Source organism: Nonomuraea phyllanthi, assembly GCF_006334985.2.
Taxonomy (GTDB): Bacteria; Actinomycetota; Actinomycetes; order Streptosporangiales; family Streptosporangiaceae; genus Nonomuraea; species Nonomuraea phyllanthi.
In genome coordinates this window covers 11,611-28,872 of record NZ_VDLX02000023.1, presented here as the reverse complement: position 1 = coordinate 28,872, position 17,262 = coordinate 11,611, and the positions used below count along the sequence as shown (strand labels likewise).

The window sequence follows — 17,262 nt, the reverse complement described above, 5'->3', positions numbered from 1 at the left end:
GGCGCCGCCGCCCCCTCGCCGTCGTGACGCACCACTGTCGCGCCACCCCCCTTACCTGCGTGACGCATCACCGTCGCGCCACCCCCTTGCCTTCGTGACGCACCACTCTCATGGCAGCGTCACCCCCCTTTCCTCCAGCGCCACCCGTAACGCGCGCATGGCGTAGTACACGCGGGACTTCACGGTGCCCACCGGCACACCGATCGTCTCCGCCGCCTCCTGGACCGTGCGATCCAGCAGGAACGTCTCCGTGAGGACCTGCCGATGGGCGGGCGAGAGCGAGAGCATGGCGTCCGTCACGACGATCTCGCGCAGCAGCCGATCGTCCTCCCCCGCGACGGCGTTGGCGCGTTCCGGAACGTCCTCGACGGTGTCCAGCGGGCGCGTGCCGGAGCGCCGGCGGTTGTCGATCACCACCCGGCGGGCCACGGTCGCGAGCCACGGCATCAGGGACCCGGAGTCGGTACGCAGGTCGTGGAGGTTGCGCCAGGCGCGTACCAGCGTCTCCTGCACGACGTCCTCGGCCCAGCGCCGGTCGCCCCCCGTCAGGCGCACGGCGAAGGCCATCAGAGGCGCACCGTATTCCCGGTACAGGGCTCTGACCATGGCCTCATCGGTCACGCGGTGATTCACGCCGCGGCTCCTCGGATATCCCGAAATATCCCACCGATACTGGAATTCTCACTGTAGCCAGCAGAAGGCCGGAGGACCGGCACTTTCCCCTTCTCGGACCGCCGCCCGGCAGGGGGCCACCCGGCGGCGGCCCCGCATCAGGCCGTCGAGGACCCGCGGGTACGGCAGCCGATCTCCGTGCGGCCAGGACCGAGCACGGCAGCCGTCCCGGTTCGACCGGACCGAGCACAGCCGTCTCCGCGCGGCCCCGGCCGAGCACGAACGTCCCCGTCCGGCCCTGACCGGTGCCGCTCGCGCACCTCCCATCGAAAGAGAAGCAGTAGTTCGTCCTGCGAATTTGTTACTCTTGGTCGGTGAGCAAAGATGTCGAAGGCCAGATCGGGGTGGTGGCTGGTCTGGTGCGGTCCGCTTTCCTCGTGGACGCCGTGTACGCCGACTCCGCCCGCGAGTACGGCCTGACCCAGCAGCAGGGCCAGTTGCTGTGCGTCCTCATGCCTCAGCCGTACGGCATGAGCGAGCTGGGCGCGACGCTCGGCCTGGCCAAGTCGAGCCTGACCGGCCTGGTCGACCGCAGCGAGCGCAACGGCCTGGTGCAGCGCAAGCCCGACCCGCACGACTCCCGCGCCGTGCGGGTGGCCCTCACCAGGCGCGGGGCCAAGCTGGCGGACGAGTTCTACACCGAGACCTGCCGCCGCATCGAGGAGCTGACCGCCGAGTTCGCCCCCGAGGAGCGCGCCGCCCTCGCGGCCCTGCTCGCCCGCGTCGTGGCGGACAACAAGGTCCCGAGCGTCTTCATGGAACCGGATCTCCCACGCTGACCGAAATGGGGTTGCAGTTCGTGTTGCGAACCAATATTGTTCGTAACACGAACTCAACCCCTTTCTGTGTTGGAGTGGTAATGATGGGTCGTACGGTTGTCATCGTCGGCGGCGGTTACGGCGGTTCCGCGCTCGCCAGGGCGCTCGACGGCGAGGCCGACGTCGTCCTCGTCGAGCCGCGTGACGCGTTCGTCAACTCGGCGGGATCGCTGCGGGCTCTGACGCGGCCCGACTGGGCGCCGCGCATGTTCTTCCCCTACGAGCAGTGGCTCAGGCGCGGCACGGTGGTGCGCGAGCGGGCGGTCTCGGCCGACCCCGGCGGCGTCACCCTCTCCTCCGGCCGGCGGATCGAGGCCGACTACCTGGTTCTCGCCACCGGCTCCAGCTACGCCTACCCGGCCAAGCCCGCCGCCGACTCCACCGAGGAGGTCCTGGACGACCTGCTGCGGACCCACAAGGAGCTGGCGGGGTCCGACCGGGTGCTCATCCTCGGCGCCGGGCCGGTCGGCCTGGAACTGGCCGGCGAGATCAAGGAGGTGTGGCCGCGCAAGCACGTGACCATCGCCGACCCGGCCGAACGGCTCCTGCCGGCCTTCCCCGCCGAGATGCGTGACGAGCTGCGCCGCCAGCTCGACGAGCTCGGCATCGACCTGCGGCTGGGCGCCGGCCTGAGCGCGCCCCCGGCGACCGCGCCCGGCCGGGCGGAGACGTTCACCGTCACCACCACCGCCGGCGACGCGATCAGCGCCGACATCTGGTTCCGCGCCCACGGCGTACGGATCAACAGCGACTATCTCGCGGGCGGCGAGCTGACGGCGCGCACGCCCCGGGGGCAGGTGCCCGTCACCGGCACCCTCAACGTGCGCGGCTACGAGCACGTCTACGCCATCGGCGACATCACCGACGTCGCCGAGGCCAAGATGGCCGGCTACGCGATGCAGCACGCCGAGGTGGTGGCCCGCAACATCCTCGCCCAGCTGCGCGGCGAGCGGCCGGAGGCCACCTACCGGCCGCTGCCCCACCCCATGATCCTGCTGCCCCTCGGCCCGCGCGGGGGCGTCGGCCAGCTGCCCGGCCCCGACGGGCCGGTCGTCGTCCCGGTCGAGACGGTCTCGGCGTACAAGGGCGCCGACCTGTTCACCGGCCGCTTCGTCGAGCAGTTCGGCGCGGCCGCCTGAAGGCATACCTGATCGTTCTCTTCGAGAGGCAGAACCATGTCCATACCTGACGTCGTCTTCGGTTTCGGCACCCATCCAGAGATCGACGACATACCCGAGCTGTTGCGCATGACCCAGCAGGCCGACCGGGACGGCCTCGACCTCTTCACCCTGTCGGACCACCCCTACATCGGCGGGCGCGTCGACGCCTACGCCGCGCTCGGCTTCGTCCTCGGCCGCACGGAGCGCATCGCCGGCTTCGCCAACGTCACCAACCTGCCGACCCGGCCTCCCGCCATGCTGGCGAGGACGGTGACGTCGCTGTCGGCGCTGTCGGGCGGCCGGATCGTGCTCGGCATGGGCGCGGGCGGGCTGTGGGACCGCATCACCGACATGGGGGTGCCCCGCCTGTCGCCCGGCGCCGCCGTGGACGCCTTCGAGGAGGCGATCGTCCTGGTCAAGCTGCTGTCGGGCGGCGGCCCTGCGGTGACCTACCAGGGCGAGCACTACCAGGTGCACCGGATCGAGCCCGCCCCCGTCGCCGCGCCGCCCGTGTGGACCGGATCGGTCGGCCGCAAGTCCCTCGCCGCCACCGGCCGGGTGGCCGACGGCTGGATCCCCGGCCACGCGGCCGACTGGCTCAGCGAGCGCTACCGCGAGTCCAGGCCGGTCATCGACGAGGCGGCGGCGTCCGCCGGCCGCGATCCGGGCGAGGTCCGCACGGTCTTCAACCTCCCCGGGCGCATCACCGACCGGCCGCTGCCCGCCACCCGCGACCGCGACGGCCGCTGGCTCGGCGGCTCCGTCGCCCAGTGGGTCGAGGAGCTGACCGGGGCGGTGCTGGAGCACGGCGCGTCCGGCTTCACGCTCTTCGCCGCCGGCCACGGCGCCACCGACCTCACCAGCCTGGCCCGCTGGGCGCGGGAGATCGCCCCCGCCGTGCGGGAGGCGACCGCCGAGTAGCGCGGTCGTGACGGTCCTTTCGCGGCGGGTCGGCGACCCGCGGCCTAGGACCATCGACGTAGTCCCTCTGGGTCCGGCAGCCGATCCGGGACCGCCTCCCACCTGCCGATACTCCTCCTCATGTCGATCGCCACCGCGGAGCGCCGATCAGGCGTGCGTCCGTTCCTCGTCGGGATGTTCGTGGACGCCCTGGGCAGCGGCCTGTACGTCCCGCTCACCCTGCTGTTCATCCATGCGGTCACCGGCCTGCCCATGACCGTGGTCGGGCTGGGGGTGACGGCCGCCGCCGCGGCGGGGCTGGCCGCCAACCCGGTGGCGGGCGTGCTCATCGACCGGTTCGACGCGCGGCGCGTGCTGATCGGCACGTACGTGCTGCGCGGGCTCGGCTTCGCCGCGTACCCCTTCGTGGACGGCTTCGCCGCGCTGCTCGTGGTCGCCGCGCTGGTCGCGATCGGCGACCGCGCCTACTATCCCGCCTCCGGCGGCTACGTCTCGGTCCTCGCCACGGGCGCCGCCCGGGACCGGCTGTACGCGCTGATGTCGACGGCCAGGAACGTCGCGTTCGGCCTGGGCGGGCTGCTGTCGGCGGGGGCGGTGTCGCTCGGCGGCACGACCGGCTTCGTGATCATCGCCGCTGTCAACGCGGCCAGCTTCCTCGTGGCCACCGGCTGCCTCGTCCTGTCCGGGCGGCACGCCCCGGCGGAGCCGGCGCCCGCGGAGCGCGGCGGCTACCGGCAGGTGCTGGCGGACGGGCCGTTCCTCGGGCTGGTGGCGGCCGAGCAGGCGTTCACGCTGACGCGCATGGTCCTTCCCGTCGCGCTGCCGGTGTACGCGGTCACGGTGCTCGACGCCCCCGCCTGGCTCCTCGGCCCGCTGTACACGGTCAACACGATCCTGGTGGCCGTGGGGCAGCTGGCGGTCAGGCGACGGCAGCGCGCCGCCCGCCGTACGCATGCGATGGCCCTCGGCGGGGCGGTCCTGATCGTGTCGTGCGTCGCGTACGCCGCGGCTGCCGCGTTCCCTCCGGGACCGCCGCGCGTCGGCGCCCTGGTGGTGGCCACCCTCGTCTTCACCACGGGCGAGCTGATGCACGCCACCCCGTCGTGGGCCCTGGCCGCCGCGGCGGCACCGGCCGCGCTGCGGGGGCGCTACCTGGCGATCCACCAGCAGACGTGGGCGATCGGGGCCGTCGTCGCGCCCGCCGCGTTCTCGGCCGTGCTGGGCGCCGCGCCCCTGCTGCTGTGGGTCGCGCTGGCGGTCGCGCTCGCGCTGGCCAGCCTCACCCTGCTGCGCCTCTCGCACCGCCTGCCGGCGGACGCCGTCGCCGCGCCGGGCGCCTGACGCGAACCCTCGACCGGACGTCCCAGCGCGGCGCACCCTCCTGACCCGCGTCACTCGCCGTGCCGGCCCGCGTCACTCGCCCACCTGGCCCGCGTCACTCGCCGCGGCGGGCGCGGGCGCGGCGCTTGCCCTCGTGCATCGCCTGGACGCGGGCGACCGGGATCGTGTGCCCCTCCTCCACGAGGTCGGCGGGCAGCCGCTGCGGCTCCGGCATGGCATCGACCCACGGGTCCTCGCCCTTGAGCAGCCCGGGAGCGGTGCGGATGGTGAAGTCGGCGGGCGTCACCTGGTCGAGCCGCGACCAGGCCACCGGGAACGACACCGGCACGCCGGGACGGATGCGCGGGCTGTAGGCGGCCACGACCGTGGCGCCGCCCGCCCTGGTCGAGTCGATGAACACCTTGCCGGCCCGGTCCTCCCTGATGAACGCCGTGGTGGCCAGCTCCGGGTCCAGCCGCTCGGCGCGGGCGCCCACCGCGCGGGTGGCCGCCGCCAGGTCCTCCACCGCGGTGCCCGCCGCCACGGGCACGAACACGTGCACGCCCTTGGCCCCACTGGTCTTCACCGCGCCCGCCAGCCCGGCGTCCTCCAGCGCCTGGCGCACGAGGTACGCCCCGCGCACGGCCAGCGGAAAGGCGTCGGAGCCCTCGGGCGGGTCGAGGTCGAGCACCATGTGCGTGGGCCGGGCACCCACGAACAGCGCCGGGTGGTACTCGACGGCCCGCTGGTTGGCGAACCACAGCAGCGTCCGGCGGTCGTCGCACAGCGCGTACGTCACCCGCCTGCGCGACGCCTCGGCCCAGACGGAGATCGACCGCACCCAGTCGGGGGCGTACTTCGGCAGGTTCTTCTGCATGAAGGGCTCCTGCCCCGGGCGCACGCGGACGACGGACAGCGCCCGGTCGCGCAGCGCGGGGAGGATCCGGTCCGCGACGGCGTCGAGGTAGTCGACCAGGTCGCGCTTGGTCGCCCCCGCCCCGTCGAAGAGCGGCTGGTCGAGGTTGGTGAGCGCGACACCGTCACGCGTCTCGTCGCTGGCCACGCGCCCTACCATGCCCATGGCACGCGTCCGAGGTCAACAAAGGAGCCCGATGACCCGCTACCTCTACCTCACCCGCCACGGCGAGGCCACGCCGGACGAGAGCGGCCTGACGCCGGCCGGCCGCCGCCAGGCCACGCTCCTCGGCGAGCGGCTGCGGGACGTGCCCTTCTCCGCCGTCCACCACGGCCCGCTCCCCAGGGCCGCCCAGACCGTGGGCCTGATCTCCGAGCACCTCCCGGGCGTTCCCGTGCGTGTCTCCGAGGCCGCCGGCGACTACGTCCCGTACGTGCCGGCGGCCGGCGAGCTGCCCCCGGAGCACGCCGGCCGGCTGCTCGGCTTCCTCGATCAGTTCCCGGACGGCGACGGCTCGCGGCTCGCCCGCGAGGCCGAGGAGCTGTTCACCGGGCCGGTGGAGGGCACCCGCCACGACCTGGTCGTCACCCACAACTTCCTGATCGGCTGGCTCGTCCGCGCCGCGCTCGACGCCCCGGACTGGCGCTGGCTCGGGCTCAACCACGGCAACGCCGCCCTCACGGTCATCAGGTACGGCCGGGACCGCCCGTCATCCGTCCTGCTCTACAACGACATGGGCCACCTGCCCGCCGAGCTGCGGTGGACCGGTTTCCCGCCCGAGCTGCGGCTCTAGCCGCGAGGGGCCCGCGGCGGAACGGCAGAGAGGCCGGCCGACCGCGTGAGCGGTCGACCGGCCTCCCAGGTCAGAGGATCAGGGTTGCTTCCACGGCTCGAAGTAGGCCACGGTGCCGAAGTCGACCTCCGTGCCGAACTGCGGGTCGCCGCTGGTCGAGGTGGCCCCGGTCACGAAGATCCGCACGCCGGTGCCGTCGGCGGCGTCCACGGCCAGCGCGTGCGGCTGGTCCGCCGCGGCCGCGATGCCGTCGTACCGTCCCGTCCAGATCTCCTGACCGGTGGCGGCGTCGTACGCGACCGTGACGTAGTCGTTGCCCCTGGCCGCGTCGTCCGAGCTCTGCCCGGTGATGACGGCCTTGCTCCCGTCCGGGGTCACGGCGACGTCCCACGCGTAGTCCTCGCCCTTCGCCAGCCCGTCGCGGCGCTGCACCCAGGCGCGCTGCCCCGTGGCGAGGTCGTAGGCGACCGTGGTGAAGTCGGAACCCGTGCCCTCGCCCTCGGTGTTGCCGGTGACGTACAGCCTGCCGCCGTCGGGGGCGATGGTGACGGCGTGCGGGGTGTCGCTGCCGTGTTTCGGGCCGTCGTACTGGTCGCTCCAGAGCTCCTTTCCTGTGGAGAGGTCGTACGCGACGATGGTGAAGTCGGTCTGCGTGTTCTGGTTCACGGTGGAGCCCGTGACGTAGACCGCCTTGGCGTCGGCCGTCATGCCGGAGGGGATGTCGATCCCGTTGTCCGTGCCGTTGCGCGTGGCCGTCCAGAGCTGGTCGCCGGTGGCCGCGTCGTACGCCACGGTGCCCCAGTCGGTCAGGCCGGTGCCCTCCGGGCCCTTGGTCTGGCCGGTGACGAAGAGCTTGGTCCCGTCCTGGCTCACCGCGATCTCGCGGGCGTCGTCGGTGTCCTGTCCGGGGCCGTCGTACTGCTTCGTCCACGTACGCTGCCCGTTGTCGGCGTTGTACGCGATCGTGACGTAGTCCAGCTCGCCGCCGTCGAGCGTCGTCGCACCGGTGATGTAGACCGTCTTGCCGTCCGGGCTGATCGTGAGCGCGTTGGACCAGTCGGAGCCGCTGCCCGACCCGGTGTAGCGGTCGGTCCACACCTCCGCGCCCGTGGCGGTGTCGTACGCGATCGTGACGGTGTCGTTGCCGGTGTCCGTCCCGGCGCTCATGCCGGTGACGTACAGCCTGCTCCCGTCAGGGCTCACCCTGAGCGCCGTCGGCTCGTCGAAGCTCTTCCCCGGGCCGGCGTAGCTCTGGCTCCACAGCCGGCGGCCGGTGGCCGCGTCGTGGGCGACCGTGGAGATGCTCGGGCTGAGCGCCCCCGGGGTGGACCCGTACGAGGCGCCCGACACGTACACCCGCTTGCCCGCCGGGTCGAGCACGATCTGCTCGGCGGAGTCCTGGCCGCCCGGGTTGCCGTAGATGGCCGACCAGGTCTCGGGGACCGGCCGGACGAGCACGGGAACCCGTACGGTGTGCTTGCGGTCCTTCCACGTGAGCCGGCCGCCGGTGTAGACGCTCATCGGCGCCGTGGTCCGCGTGAACGTGACCGTGAACGACTTGGTCTGCCCCGGGCTCAGCGTGAGCCTGCTCGGCGAGACCTCGGCCGTGATCCCGTCCAGTCCCTCGACGGAGGCGGTGTACGTGGTGCGCGACTGCCCCACGTTGGTCACCGAGCGCTTGACCGTCTGGGTGCCGGGCAGACTGCCGACCGAGATGGAGGGGCCGTTGAAATCGCTCGGGTCGAGCGAGTAACCCTGCTTCTCCAGCGCCTCGCACACCTTCTGCTCGACGCCGCTGGTCGTCGCGCACAGGAACGCCGCCCAGTCGGTGACCCCGCTGTCGTAGACGAGGCCGGGGTCGGCCGCGCTGTTCGGGGCGATGTGGCCGGCGCCCTGCCCGAAGATCACCTTCGGGTCGGTGCCCGGCCCGTCCAGCACGTCCGTGCCGCTGGTCATCAGCGCCGACTTGATGGCCATCGGCGACCAGCGCGGGTGCAGGTCCTTCAGCAGCGCGGCGATGCCGGCGACGTGCGGGGCCGACATGGAGGTGCCGCTGGACATGCCGAAGTCGTACCCGTTGTTGCCCGTCGGCGCCATGGCCGCCAGGATGTCCTGCCCTGGGGCGGTCAGGTCGGGCTTCAGCAGGTCGCCGCCCGCGGCGGACAGCGGTCCCCTGGAGGAGAAGGCCGCGATGTACGGGGCGGGCACGTCGTCGCTGATCCTGGCCTCGTCGATCGTGGCCGTCGCGCCCTCCGTGGCCGCGTAGTCCTTAACGGCCTGCCGGTCCTTCACCGCGAGATGCACGGTGGGGATGGCGTGCAGGTCGGCGTTGAGGGAGTTCTCGTCCACGTTGACCAGCACCATGCCGACGCCGCCCGCCTCGGCCACGGCCACGCTCTTGTCGACGCGCGGCGTGACCCCGCGGTCACAGATGACGATCTTGCCCTGCACCTTGGCCGGGTCGAGGACCGGCGTGCCGCCGTTGTCCTTGGCCGCGTAGCACTGCGCCACCTTGGTCGGGTCGGCGTCCGGCAGTCCCACCGCCGTGGCGTCGACCAGCGGCGCCGGGCCGGCCTTCGCCGCCAGCGAGGACCCGGTGTACGTGGTGCCGTTGCCGAGCGTCACCGACCCCTGCGTGCCCCGGTTGTGGGTGCCCGCGGCGACCGTGGTCACCCACGGGGAGGGGTGGTTGACCGTCGACGCGGCCGGACCCTCGTTGCCGGCGGACGCCGAGACGAAGATGCCCGCCTCCGCCGCCGACAGGAACGCCATCTCCGCCGGGTCGAGGAGGTCCGAGGTCGTCCCCGAGACGGAGTAGTTGATGACGTCCACGCCGTCCGCCACCGCCTGGTCGATGGCGGCGACCAGGTCGGAGTAGTAGCCGTTGGCCGTCGAGGCGTCCTGCGCCGACCAGAGCGCCTTGTAGACGGCCACCCTGGCGCGCGGCGCCATGCCGCTGATCTCGCCGAACGCGGCGGCCGGACCCGTCACGGCCACGCCGTGGTTGCCCGCCGCCGTCGAGGCCGTGTGCGTGCCGTGCCCGTTGTAGTCGACCGGCGACACGAACTCCCAGGGCAGTGCCTCCTTCACGCCGGCGTCACCGCCCCAGCCCGCGTCGAAGTGCCGCGCCGAGACGATCTTCCCGTTGCACACCGCCGGGTCGGTCTGCGGGCACTCGCCGTGGAAGCCGTGGACCCGCTTGTACGGCGCGCCGCTCTCGTCGGGGTTGGCGAAGCTCTTGCCGGCCGGCGTGATGCCGGTGTCGATCACGCCGATGACCAGGCCGTCGCCCGCGCCCTTGCCCTTGCCGTGCCGGCCGCCGTCGGGGCCGCCGAGCTGGTCCCAGAGGCCGCCGCGGGCGTCGAGGCCGAGGAAGTGCGGCGTCGAGGACGTCTGGACCTCCACCTTTTTGTCCTCGGTCACGGTCAGCACATCGGGCATCGCCCGCAGCTGGTTCGCCTGCGCGGCGGTCAGCTTGGCGGCGAAACCGCCGAAGGAGTAGACGTACTCGTAGAGTTTCTTGCCGCCGCCGACCTTCTTCAGCGCGGCGTCGTGCCGGCCGCGCAGGTGGTCGGCGTACTTCCGCACGTCGGTGGAGCCGGGGTCGATCTTCTCGCCCTGCTGGGGTTTGGTGGTGGCCAGGCCGGCCACGTCACCTTCGTACGTCGCGACGGGATCCGCCGCCATCCGCACGATGTAGGTCTTCTGCTCCTCGGGTGCCGCTTGCGCCTCGGCCGTGACCGGCCAGGCCACCGCGATCAGCGCGACCGCCGCTACGAATAAGCGGCGCCCGCGCTCGGATCCGGACAGGTCCATTGTCGCCCTTCCATGCATCGCCGCTGATCACGCGGACGAACGCTGAGGCTAATGACGGGCGACCCGGGCGGGCATCCGTACCGTATACGGATTTTTGGCATCCGGTACCCTGTTCCCCACTGATCTAGCGCACATCCGGGCAGGTAGGGGGTGGGGGCATGCCCCGCGTGGCCCCCTCGGGCTCCCTGTCCGACGTGCTCGTCGGGCGCCGCTCCGAGCTCGCGCTGCTCCGTACCGTCATCGCCGCGCCGCCCTCGCTCGCCGTCATCGAGGGCGAGGCGGGCATCGGCAAGAGCCGCCTGGTCGGCGAGCTGCTCGCGGCGCCGGGGCGGGCCGGGGCGCGGCTGCTCGTGGGGCAGTGCGAGCAGCTGCAGGAGCCGCTGCCGCTGTCCCCGCTGCTCGACGCCTTCCGCGCCGTGGGCAGCCACCCGGGGCCGCTCAATCCGGTGGTGGGCGCGCTGGCGCCGCTCCTGCCCGAGCTGGCCGAGCACCTGCCGCCGCCGCTGCCCCCGCTGCCCGACCAGCGGGCGGAGCGGCACCGGGTGTTCCGAGCCGCCGTGGCCCTGCTCGACCACCTGAGCCCGCTGGTGCTCGTGCTGGAGGACATGCACTGGGCCGACGCCGGCACCCACGACTTCCTCGCCTTCCTCGCCGCCCACCAGCCGCGCGACGTCTCGGTGATCGTCACCGTCCGCACCGGCACCGGGCCGCTGCCGGTCCGCGAGGCGTTCGCCCGCGCGCCCTCGGGCCCCGCCCGGGTCGTCGGCCTCACCCCGTTGAGCCCGCCCGAGGTGGACGAGCTGGCGCGGAGCATCCTCAAGACCGAGCTGCCCCGTACGTTCTCCGCCCCGCTCTACGAGACGACCGGCGGCATCCCGTTCGTCGTGGAGGAGGTGCTCCGCACGCTGCTGGAACGCCTGCCCGCCGGCGAGATCCCCGGCCGCCCCGACGTGCTGGCCGGCCTGGCCGTCCCCACCGTGCTCCGCGACGTCATGCTGCAGCGCCTGTCCTCGCTCGACGGCACGGCGCAGGAGATCCTCGGCGCCGCCGCTGTCATCGGCCTGACCCCTGACGACCAGCTGCTCGCGGACGTCACGGACCGCGACCCCCTGGAGATCGCCAGAGCGCTCGCGTCGGCGCAGGCCGTGGGGCTGCTGCACGAGGAGGACGGGCGGTCCAGGTTCCGCCACACGCTGGCGCGGCAGATCGTGTACGGGTCCGTGGCCGCGTCGGGGCGGCGCTGGCTGCACCTGAGGACCGCGCAGGCCCTGGAGTCCGTGACCGGCCCCCGGCCGGTGGCCCGGCTCGCCCACCACTACCGGCACGCCGGACGTACCGCCGAGTTCGTCGCCAACGCGGAGGCCGCCGCCGACACGGCGCTGTCCCACGGCGACGACGCCACGGCGGCGCGCTTCCTGCTCCAGGCGCTGGAGGTCGGCTCGCTGGAGCGCGAGCACCGCGTCCGGCTGGCCGTCAAGCTGGGCCGGTCGGCGGTGGACGGCCTGGCGCACGCGGAAGCCGTCCCCATACTCGAACGCCTCCTCGCCACCGAGCCGCTCCCCGCCCACCTGCGCGGCGAGCTGCGCTTCGCGCTCGGCCGCCTGCTCCGGCAGCAGGGCGAGGCGCGGGCGGGCTACCTCGAGATCGAGCGGGCCATCGACGACCTCGCCGAGCGGCCCGAGCTGCTGGGCCGGGCGCTGGCCGTGCTCGCCGCTCCGGAGACCGTGGTGGACCGGCACGTGAGCGAGCACGCCGCGCGCTGCGACGCCGCCGAGGAGGCCGCCCGCCGCAGCGGCGACCCGGACGTGGACATCGCGGTACGCATCGCGCGCGCGTCCCTCCTGCTGGAACAGGGCGACCCGGAGAGCTGGCGGCTGATCGACGACCTGCTGCGCGACGACCGGCTCAGGAGCGTGCCGCGCGAGCATGCCCGCGCCTGCCTCAACTGGGCCCAGGGCGCGCTGCACATCGGCCGGCTGGAACGGGGCGAGGCCCTGCTGGCGGAGGGGCGGCGGGTGGCGGACGCGGCCGAGTACCTGCGGGTCACGGAGGTCGTGGAGCTGGTGCAGGCGGCGGCCGACCGGGCGGCCGGGCGCTGGGACGGCCTGGAGCCCCGGCTCCGCCGCCCAGGCGGCCGCTGGGACGGCCCGGACCCTCGCCACGGAGTCGCCCGGCCGGCCGGCGCGCCCGGCACGGTCGCTTCCCCCGGCACGGTCGCTTCCCCCGGCACGGTCGCTTCCCCCGGCACGGTCGCTTCCCCGGGCGCGACGGCCTTGCCCGGTGCGGTGGCCTTGCCCGGTGCGGCGGCCGGGCTCGCCCTGATGACGACGTTCCCGGCCGCGTGGCTGGACTCCGGGCTGCTGCGGGGCGGGCTGTTGGCGGCGACCGGCCCGGCCGAGGACGCGGTCGCGTGCCTGGGCGAGGTCATCGCGCTCGCCGAACGGGTCGGCGCCGTGTGGCCGCTCATCCCCGCCCGGATGACGATGGCCCGCCTCCTCCTCACCCTGGACGACACCTCTGGCGCCACCGAGCACGCCATCGCCGCGCTCGCCCTGGTACGCGCCAAGGGCACCTGGGTGTGGGGCGCGGAGACCGTACTGTGCCTGGTGGACGCGCTGGGCCAGACGCCGGAGACGGTGCGGCTGGTGGACGAGCTGGACGCCGGCCTGCGCGGCGCCGACGCCCCGATCGCGCGGGCCGCCCTCCTGACCGCCCGCGCCGTGCTCTCCCCGGACCCCTCCGAGGCCGACCGGCTGCTCGACGCGGCGCGTACCGTCCTCGGCGAGGCCGGGCTGCGCTACGAGGAGGCCCAGGCCGGGGAGCGCCTCGGCCGCCGGCGCTGCGAGCGCGGCGCGCCGGGCGGCGGCGACCTGCTCGAAGGCGCGCTGCGCCACTACGCGGAGATGGGGGCCGACCGGGACATCGCCCGCGTCTGCCGGGTCATGCGGCAGAACGGCGTGCCCATCCCGTACCCGTGGCGGGGCGGGCGGCCCTCGCACGGGCAGGCGCTGTCGTCGCGGGAACGCGAGGTGGCGCTGCTGGCGGCGGAGGGCAAGACGAACCAGGAGATCGCCACCGAGCTGTTCCTGTCGCGGCGTACGGTCGAGAGCCACATCGCCAGCGCGCTGCGCAAGCTCGGGGTGCCGTCGCGCAAGGAGCTCCGCGCGCTCGCCGATGACGGAGACGGCCTGGCCGGGCTCCGCGCCCGGGACGGCCGAGACGACCGGGACGGCCTCACCGGCCTCCGCGACCGATAGTGCGCGCGGCCGGATCGGGCAAAATCCGAACCCGCTTCACCCATCGGCCGACCCTGATCATGGACCGCTTGCCATCATGTGCTCACACGAAGGGGCCCGTCCACCGCGCGGCGGCGTCCCCCTAGTCCGGGCAAGGTGGGAACGAGTGGACGTAGAGGCGGAGATCCTCGAGTTGAGACGCCGGGTGGAGGCTCTCGAAACCATCGTGCGCTCCGGCCTCGGCCCCCGGCAGCCTGGCGCCGTCCCGGCGCAGGCCGGGCCGCGCCCGCGCGACGTGCCGGTCCACGTCTCGGAGACCTCGATCGGGCTGGCCGAGCTGAAGGCGGAGGTCGCCGACGTGCGCACGGAGGTCAGCCAGGACTTCGAGGCCCTCATCGTGGAGCTCGCCGGGCTGCGCGCGCAGACGAACGAGAACGTCCGCTCCGCCCAGTCCGAGATCCTCGGCAAGCTCGACTCCCTGCGCTGCGAGATGATCGACCTCGCCCTCCGGCTCGACCGCCTGCTGGAGATCAACGGCCCGTGAGCCGTCGTCTCCCGTGACGCCGTGCCGGTTGCGCCCGGCTCGCGGCGCCCCGCTTGTGACCACGATCCGGCAGGCGGGATCATCGGCACATGAACGCTGACGTCATCGTCGTCGGAGCGGGCCTGGCCGGCCTGGTGGCGACCTGCGAGCTCACCGCCAAGGGCAAGAGGGTCGCCGTGGTCGACCAGGAGAGCGCCGCCAACCTCGGCGGCCAGGCCTTCTGGTCCTTCGGCGGCCTGTTCCTCGTCGACTCGCCGCAGCAGCGGCGGATGGGTGTGAAGGACTCCTTCGAGCTGGCCTGGAACGACTGGCAGGGCAGCGCGCGGTTCGACCGGCTGGAGGACGAGGACTCCTGGGCCGTCCGGTGGGCGCGCGCCTATGTGGAGTTCGCCGCCGGGGAGAAGCGGGCCTGGCTCGACCGCCTCGGCGTCAAGCTGCTGCCCACCGTCGGCTGGGCCGAGCGCGGCGACCTGCGGGCGGACGGGCACGGCAACTCCGTGCCGCGCTTCCACGTCACGTGGGGCACGGGGCCGGGCGTGCTGCGGCCGTTCGTGGCCGGGGTGCGGCAGGCGGCCGAGCGCGGGCTGGTCACGTTCTACCATCGCCACCGGGTGGACGAGCTGGTCGTGAGCGGCGGCGCCGTGCGCGGGGTGCGGGGCACGCTGCTCGCCGAGGACGGCTCGCCGCGCGGCGTCGCCTCCAACCGCGACCAGGTCGGCGACTTCGAACTCGCCGCGCCGGCCGTGATCGTCACGAGTGGCGGCATCGGCGGCGACCACGACCTGGTACGCCGTTACTGGCCCGAGCGCATGGGCCGCGCCCCCGAGAGCATGGTGACCGGCGTGCCCGCGTACGTCGACGGCCGGATGCTCGACATCAGCGCCAAGGCCGGAGCGCGGCTGGTCAACCGCGACCGCATGTGGCACTACACCGAGGGCGTGCGCAACTGGGACCCGGTCTGGCCCGGCCACGGCATCCGGATCCTGCCCGGCCCCTCCTCGATGTGGTTCGACGCGCTGGGGCGGCGGCTGCCCGACCCCTGCCTGCCCGGGTACGACACGCTCAGCACGCTGCGCCACCTGCGCGGCACCGGGCACGACCACTCGTGGTTCGTGCTGACGCAGAAGATCATCGAGAAGGAGTTCGCGCTGTCGGGCTCCGAGCAGAACCCCGACATCACGAGCAACGACCGCCGGGCCTTCCTGCGCGAACGCCTGCTGGGCAAGGGCGCCCCCGGCCCGGTGGCCGCGTTCCTGCGCCACGGCGCGGACTTCGTGGTGGCCACCACGCTGGAGGAGCTGGTGGCCAAGATGAACCGGCTCACGCCCGAGCCGCTGCTCGACGCCGGCCTCGTGCGCCGCCAGATCGAGGCCCGCGACCTGCAGCTCGCCAACCCGTACAGCAAGGACTCCCAGGTGCAGGGCATCCGCAACGCGCGCCGCTATCTCGGCGACCGGCTGGGCCGCACCGCCGCGCCGCACCGGATCCTCGACCCGGCCGCGGGGCCGCTGATCGGGGTCATGCTGCACGTCCTCACCCGCAAGACGCTCGGCGGCATCCAGACCGACCTCGACTCGCGCGTCCTCGGCCTGGACGGGCAGCCGATCGACGGGTTGTTCGCGGCGGGGGAGGTCGCCGGGTTCGGCGGGGGCGGGGTGCACGGCTACAACGCCCTCGAAGGCACCTTCCTCGGCGGCTGCCTCTTCTCCGGCCGCCAAGCCGGCCGCGCCGCCGCCCGCTGACCATCGACGCGAACCACCCCTGGCACGCGCCGCCACCGGCTGACCTCCGGCGCGAGCCGCCCACGCCGCCACACGCTGACCTCCGGCGCGAGCCGCCCACGCCGCCACACGCTGACCTCCGGCGCGAGCCGCCCCTGGCCGCGCGCCGCCACCGGCTGACCCGGCGCGGGCCTTCCCTGACGGCCGGCTGGGCGGCCCTTCGCGTCACGTCACCCCCGCGCCTGGCGGAGCAGCCGGGCCTCCACCTCCGGGTCGAGGCCGACGGCCGGGCGGTCGGGGCGCGTCGGGGGCCGGCCGCCGATGCTCCGCAGCCAGCTCCACGTGTCGGCCACCGTCTCCTCCACCGGCCGGAAGCGCAGCCCCGCCGCCACCGCCTTGTCCACCGCACCGCCGTGCATGTAGGCGTGCTCCTCCCCCACCAGCCAGATCGGCAGGTCCGTCCACGGCGCCACGCCCGTCGCCAGGATCGCCTCGGTGTCCAGCCACCGCAACTCGGCATCGGACCCGGTCACCTTCACGCAGGTCTCCAGCAGCTCCCCCATGGTCACGAACCCCGGCGGGCTCACCACGTTGTAGGCCCCGCCGAGCCCGCGCCGGCCGGCGTCGAGGCACCAGGTGGCCAGGTCGCGCGCGTCGACGTACTGCAGGCCGAGATCCCGGGGCCCCGGGGCGAGCACCGGGCCGCCGCGCGCGATCCTGGTCAGCCACCACGGCAGGCGCCCGACGTTCTCGTACGGGCCCAGGATCAGCCCGGCACGGGCCAGCAGCGCCCGGTCGCCGAAGGCCGCGACGGCGCCCAGTTCGGCCGCCGCCTTGTTCCTGGCGTAGTCACCGTCACTGCCACCGTCACCGTCGCTGTCGCCATCGTCGCTGCCGCTGTCGCCGTCGCCCACCGACGCCGCCACGACCGGCGCGCTCTCGTCCGCCCCGAACGGCGCCGGGTAGGCGTAGACCGAGCGGCTGGAGACGTAGACGTAGTGGCCCGCCCGATCGGCCAGCAGCGCCGCGGCCTCCCTGACCGGGGCCGGGGCCCACGACCAGGTGTCGACCACCACGTCCCACTCGCCGCGCGCCAGCGAGGCCAGCCCTCCGGGCGCCGCGCGGTCGCCGCGCAGGGCGGTCACGCCCGCCGGCGGCTCATGGCTGCCCCGGTTGAACGTCGTCACCTCCCAGCCCAGCGCCAGCGCCTCCTCGACGACCGCCCGCCCGACGAACTCCGTGCCACCCAGCACCAACAGCCTCATGCCGCCACCTTGGCCCGCCGGCTCCCGGCGCGGTAGAGGAGCACGCCCTCAGCGGAATCGCCACTGGCGAAAGCCCAGGA

12 protein-coding genes are annotated in these 17,262 nt (G+C 73.8%); 8 read left to right on the top strand and 4 right to left on the bottom strand.

The genetic code is table 11. The features are described 5' to 3' along the window. Nucleotides 1–108: 108 nt before the first annotated feature. Nucleotides 109–633 (bottom strand): sigma-70 family RNA polymerase sigma factor, encoded by a 525-nt coding sequence (locus tag FH608_RS42355; RefSeq protein ID WP_226900400.1) that lies wholly within the window; start codon nt 631–633, stop codon nt 109–111. Between the two features lie 353 nt (nt 634–986). Here FH608_RS42355 and FH608_RS42350 point away from each other — a divergent pair, with 353 nt between their 5' ends. The 4 genes from FH608_RS42350 (at nt 987) to FH608_RS42335 (ending at nt 4,912) form a co-directional block, all read left to right on the top strand. Continuing rightward, a complete protein-coding gene (locus FH608_RS42350) occupies nt 987–1,451 on the top strand; it encodes a MarR family winged helix-turn-helix transcriptional regulator (protein ID WP_139636499.1) in 465 nt (154 codons plus the stop codon). An 80-nt stretch (nt 1,452–1,531) separates the two neighbouring features. Continuing rightward, nucleotides 1,532–2,629, top strand: a complete 1,098-nt coding sequence (locus FH608_RS42345) for an NAD(P)/FAD-dependent oxidoreductase (protein WP_226900399.1) — start codon at nt 1,532–1,534, stop codon at nt 2,627–2,629. A 36-nt stretch (nt 2,630–2,665) separates the two neighbouring features. Continuing rightward, a complete protein-coding gene (locus FH608_RS42340) occupies nt 2,666–3,571 on the top strand; it encodes an LLM class flavin-dependent oxidoreductase (protein ID WP_139636497.1) in 906 nt (301 codons plus the stop codon). Nucleotides 3,572–3,691: 120 nt separating this feature from the next. Continuing rightward, the gene (locus FH608_RS42335) at nt 3,692–4,912 is read left to right on the top strand and encodes an MFS transporter (protein WP_139636495.1); all 1,221 of its coding nucleotides are present in this window, start codon (nt 3,692–3,694) and stop codon (nt 4,910–4,912) included. A gap of 94 nt (nt 4,913–5,006) precedes the next feature. Here the strand turns inward: FH608_RS42335 and FH608_RS42330 are convergent, their stop codons facing one another. Continuing rightward, nucleotides 5,007–5,954: a DNA polymerase domain-containing protein gene (locus FH608_RS42330; protein WP_226900398.1), complete on the bottom strand. Its 948-nt coding sequence runs from the start codon at nt 5,952–5,954 to the stop codon at nt 5,007–5,009. Nucleotides 5,955–6,003: 49 nt separating this feature from the next. Here FH608_RS42330 and FH608_RS42325 point away from each other — a divergent pair, with 49 nt between their 5' ends. Beyond that, nucleotides 6,004–6,600: a histidine phosphatase family protein gene (locus FH608_RS42325; RefSeq protein ID WP_139636493.1), complete on the top strand. Its 597-nt coding sequence runs from the start codon at nt 6,004–6,006 to the stop codon at nt 6,598–6,600. A gap of 78 nt (nt 6,601–6,678) precedes the next feature. Here FH608_RS42325 and FH608_RS42320 read toward each other — a convergent pair whose 3' ends face one another. Next, nucleotides 6,679–10,416 carry a S8 family serine peptidase gene (locus tag FH608_RS42320; protein ID WP_193318935.1) on the bottom strand — a complete coding sequence of 1,246 codons (3,738 nt, stop codon included), beginning with the start codon at nt 10,414–10,416 and terminating at the stop codon, nt 6,679–6,681. 158 nt (nt 10,417–10,574) lie between these two features. Here FH608_RS42320 and FH608_RS54255 point away from each other — a divergent pair, with 158 nt between their 5' ends. The 3 genes from FH608_RS54255 to FH608_RS42305 all read left to right on the top strand — a co-directional run bounded on the left by FH608_RS54255 (nt 10,575) and on the right by FH608_RS42305 (nt 15,938). After that, complete coding sequence (locus tag FH608_RS54255; protein WP_139636489.1) at nt 10,575–13,673, top strand: helix-turn-helix transcriptional regulator; 3,099 nt, start codon at nt 10,575–10,577, stop codon at nt 13,671–13,673. Between the two features lie 145 nt (nt 13,674–13,818). Next, on the top strand, nt 13,819–14,196 hold the full coding sequence (locus tag FH608_RS42310; RefSeq protein WP_139636487.1) for a hypothetical protein: 378 nt from the start codon (nt 13,819–13,821) through the stop codon (nt 14,194–14,196). Between the two features lie 89 nt (nt 14,197–14,285). Next, nucleotides 14,286–15,938, top strand: coding sequence for an FAD-binding dehydrogenase (locus tag FH608_RS42305; protein ID WP_139636485.1), 1,653 nt, complete (start codon nt 14,286–14,288; stop codon nt 15,936–15,938). A 209-nt stretch (nt 15,939–16,147) separates the two neighbouring features. Here the strand turns inward: FH608_RS42305 and FH608_RS42300 are convergent, their stop codons facing one another. Continuing rightward, nucleotides 16,148–17,182 carry a Rossmann-fold NAD(P)-binding domain-containing protein gene (locus tag FH608_RS42300; protein ID WP_139636483.1) on the bottom strand — a complete coding sequence of 345 codons (1,035 nt, stop codon included), beginning with the start codon at nt 17,180–17,182 and terminating at the stop codon, nt 16,148–16,150. Nucleotides 17,183–17,262 lie beyond the last annotated feature (80 nt).

Coding starts and splice junctions, on each gene's coding strand:
- FH608_RS42345 (WP_226900399.1), top strand. CDS start 1,532: ATGATGGGTCGTACGGTTGTCATCGTCGGCGGCGGTTACGGCGGTTCC.
- FH608_RS42340 (WP_139636497.1), top strand. CDS start 2,666: ATGTCCATACCTGACGTCGTCTTCGGTTTCGGCACCCATCCAGAGATC.
- FH608_RS42335 (WP_139636495.1), top strand. CDS start 3,692: ATGTCGATCGCCACCGCGGAGCGCCGATCAGGCGTGCGTCCGTTCCTC.
- FH608_RS42325 (WP_139636493.1), top strand. CDS start 6,004: ATGACCCGCTACCTCTACCTCACCCGCCACGGCGAGGCCACGCCGGAC.
- FH608_RS42320 (WP_193318935.1), bottom strand. CDS start 10,416: ATGGACCTGTCCGGATCCGAGCGCGGGCGCCGCTTATTCGTAGCGGCG.
- FH608_RS54255 (WP_139636489.1), top strand. CDS start 10,575: ATGCCCCGCGTGGCCCCCTCGGGCTCCCTGTCCGACGTGCTCGTCGGG.
- FH608_RS42305 (WP_139636485.1), top strand. CDS start 14,286: ATGAACGCTGACGTCATCGTCGTCGGAGCGGGCCTGGCCGGCCTGGTG.
- FH608_RS42300 (WP_139636483.1), bottom strand. CDS start 17,182: ATGAGGCTGTTGGTGCTGGGTGGCACGGAGTTCGTCGGGCGGGCGGTC.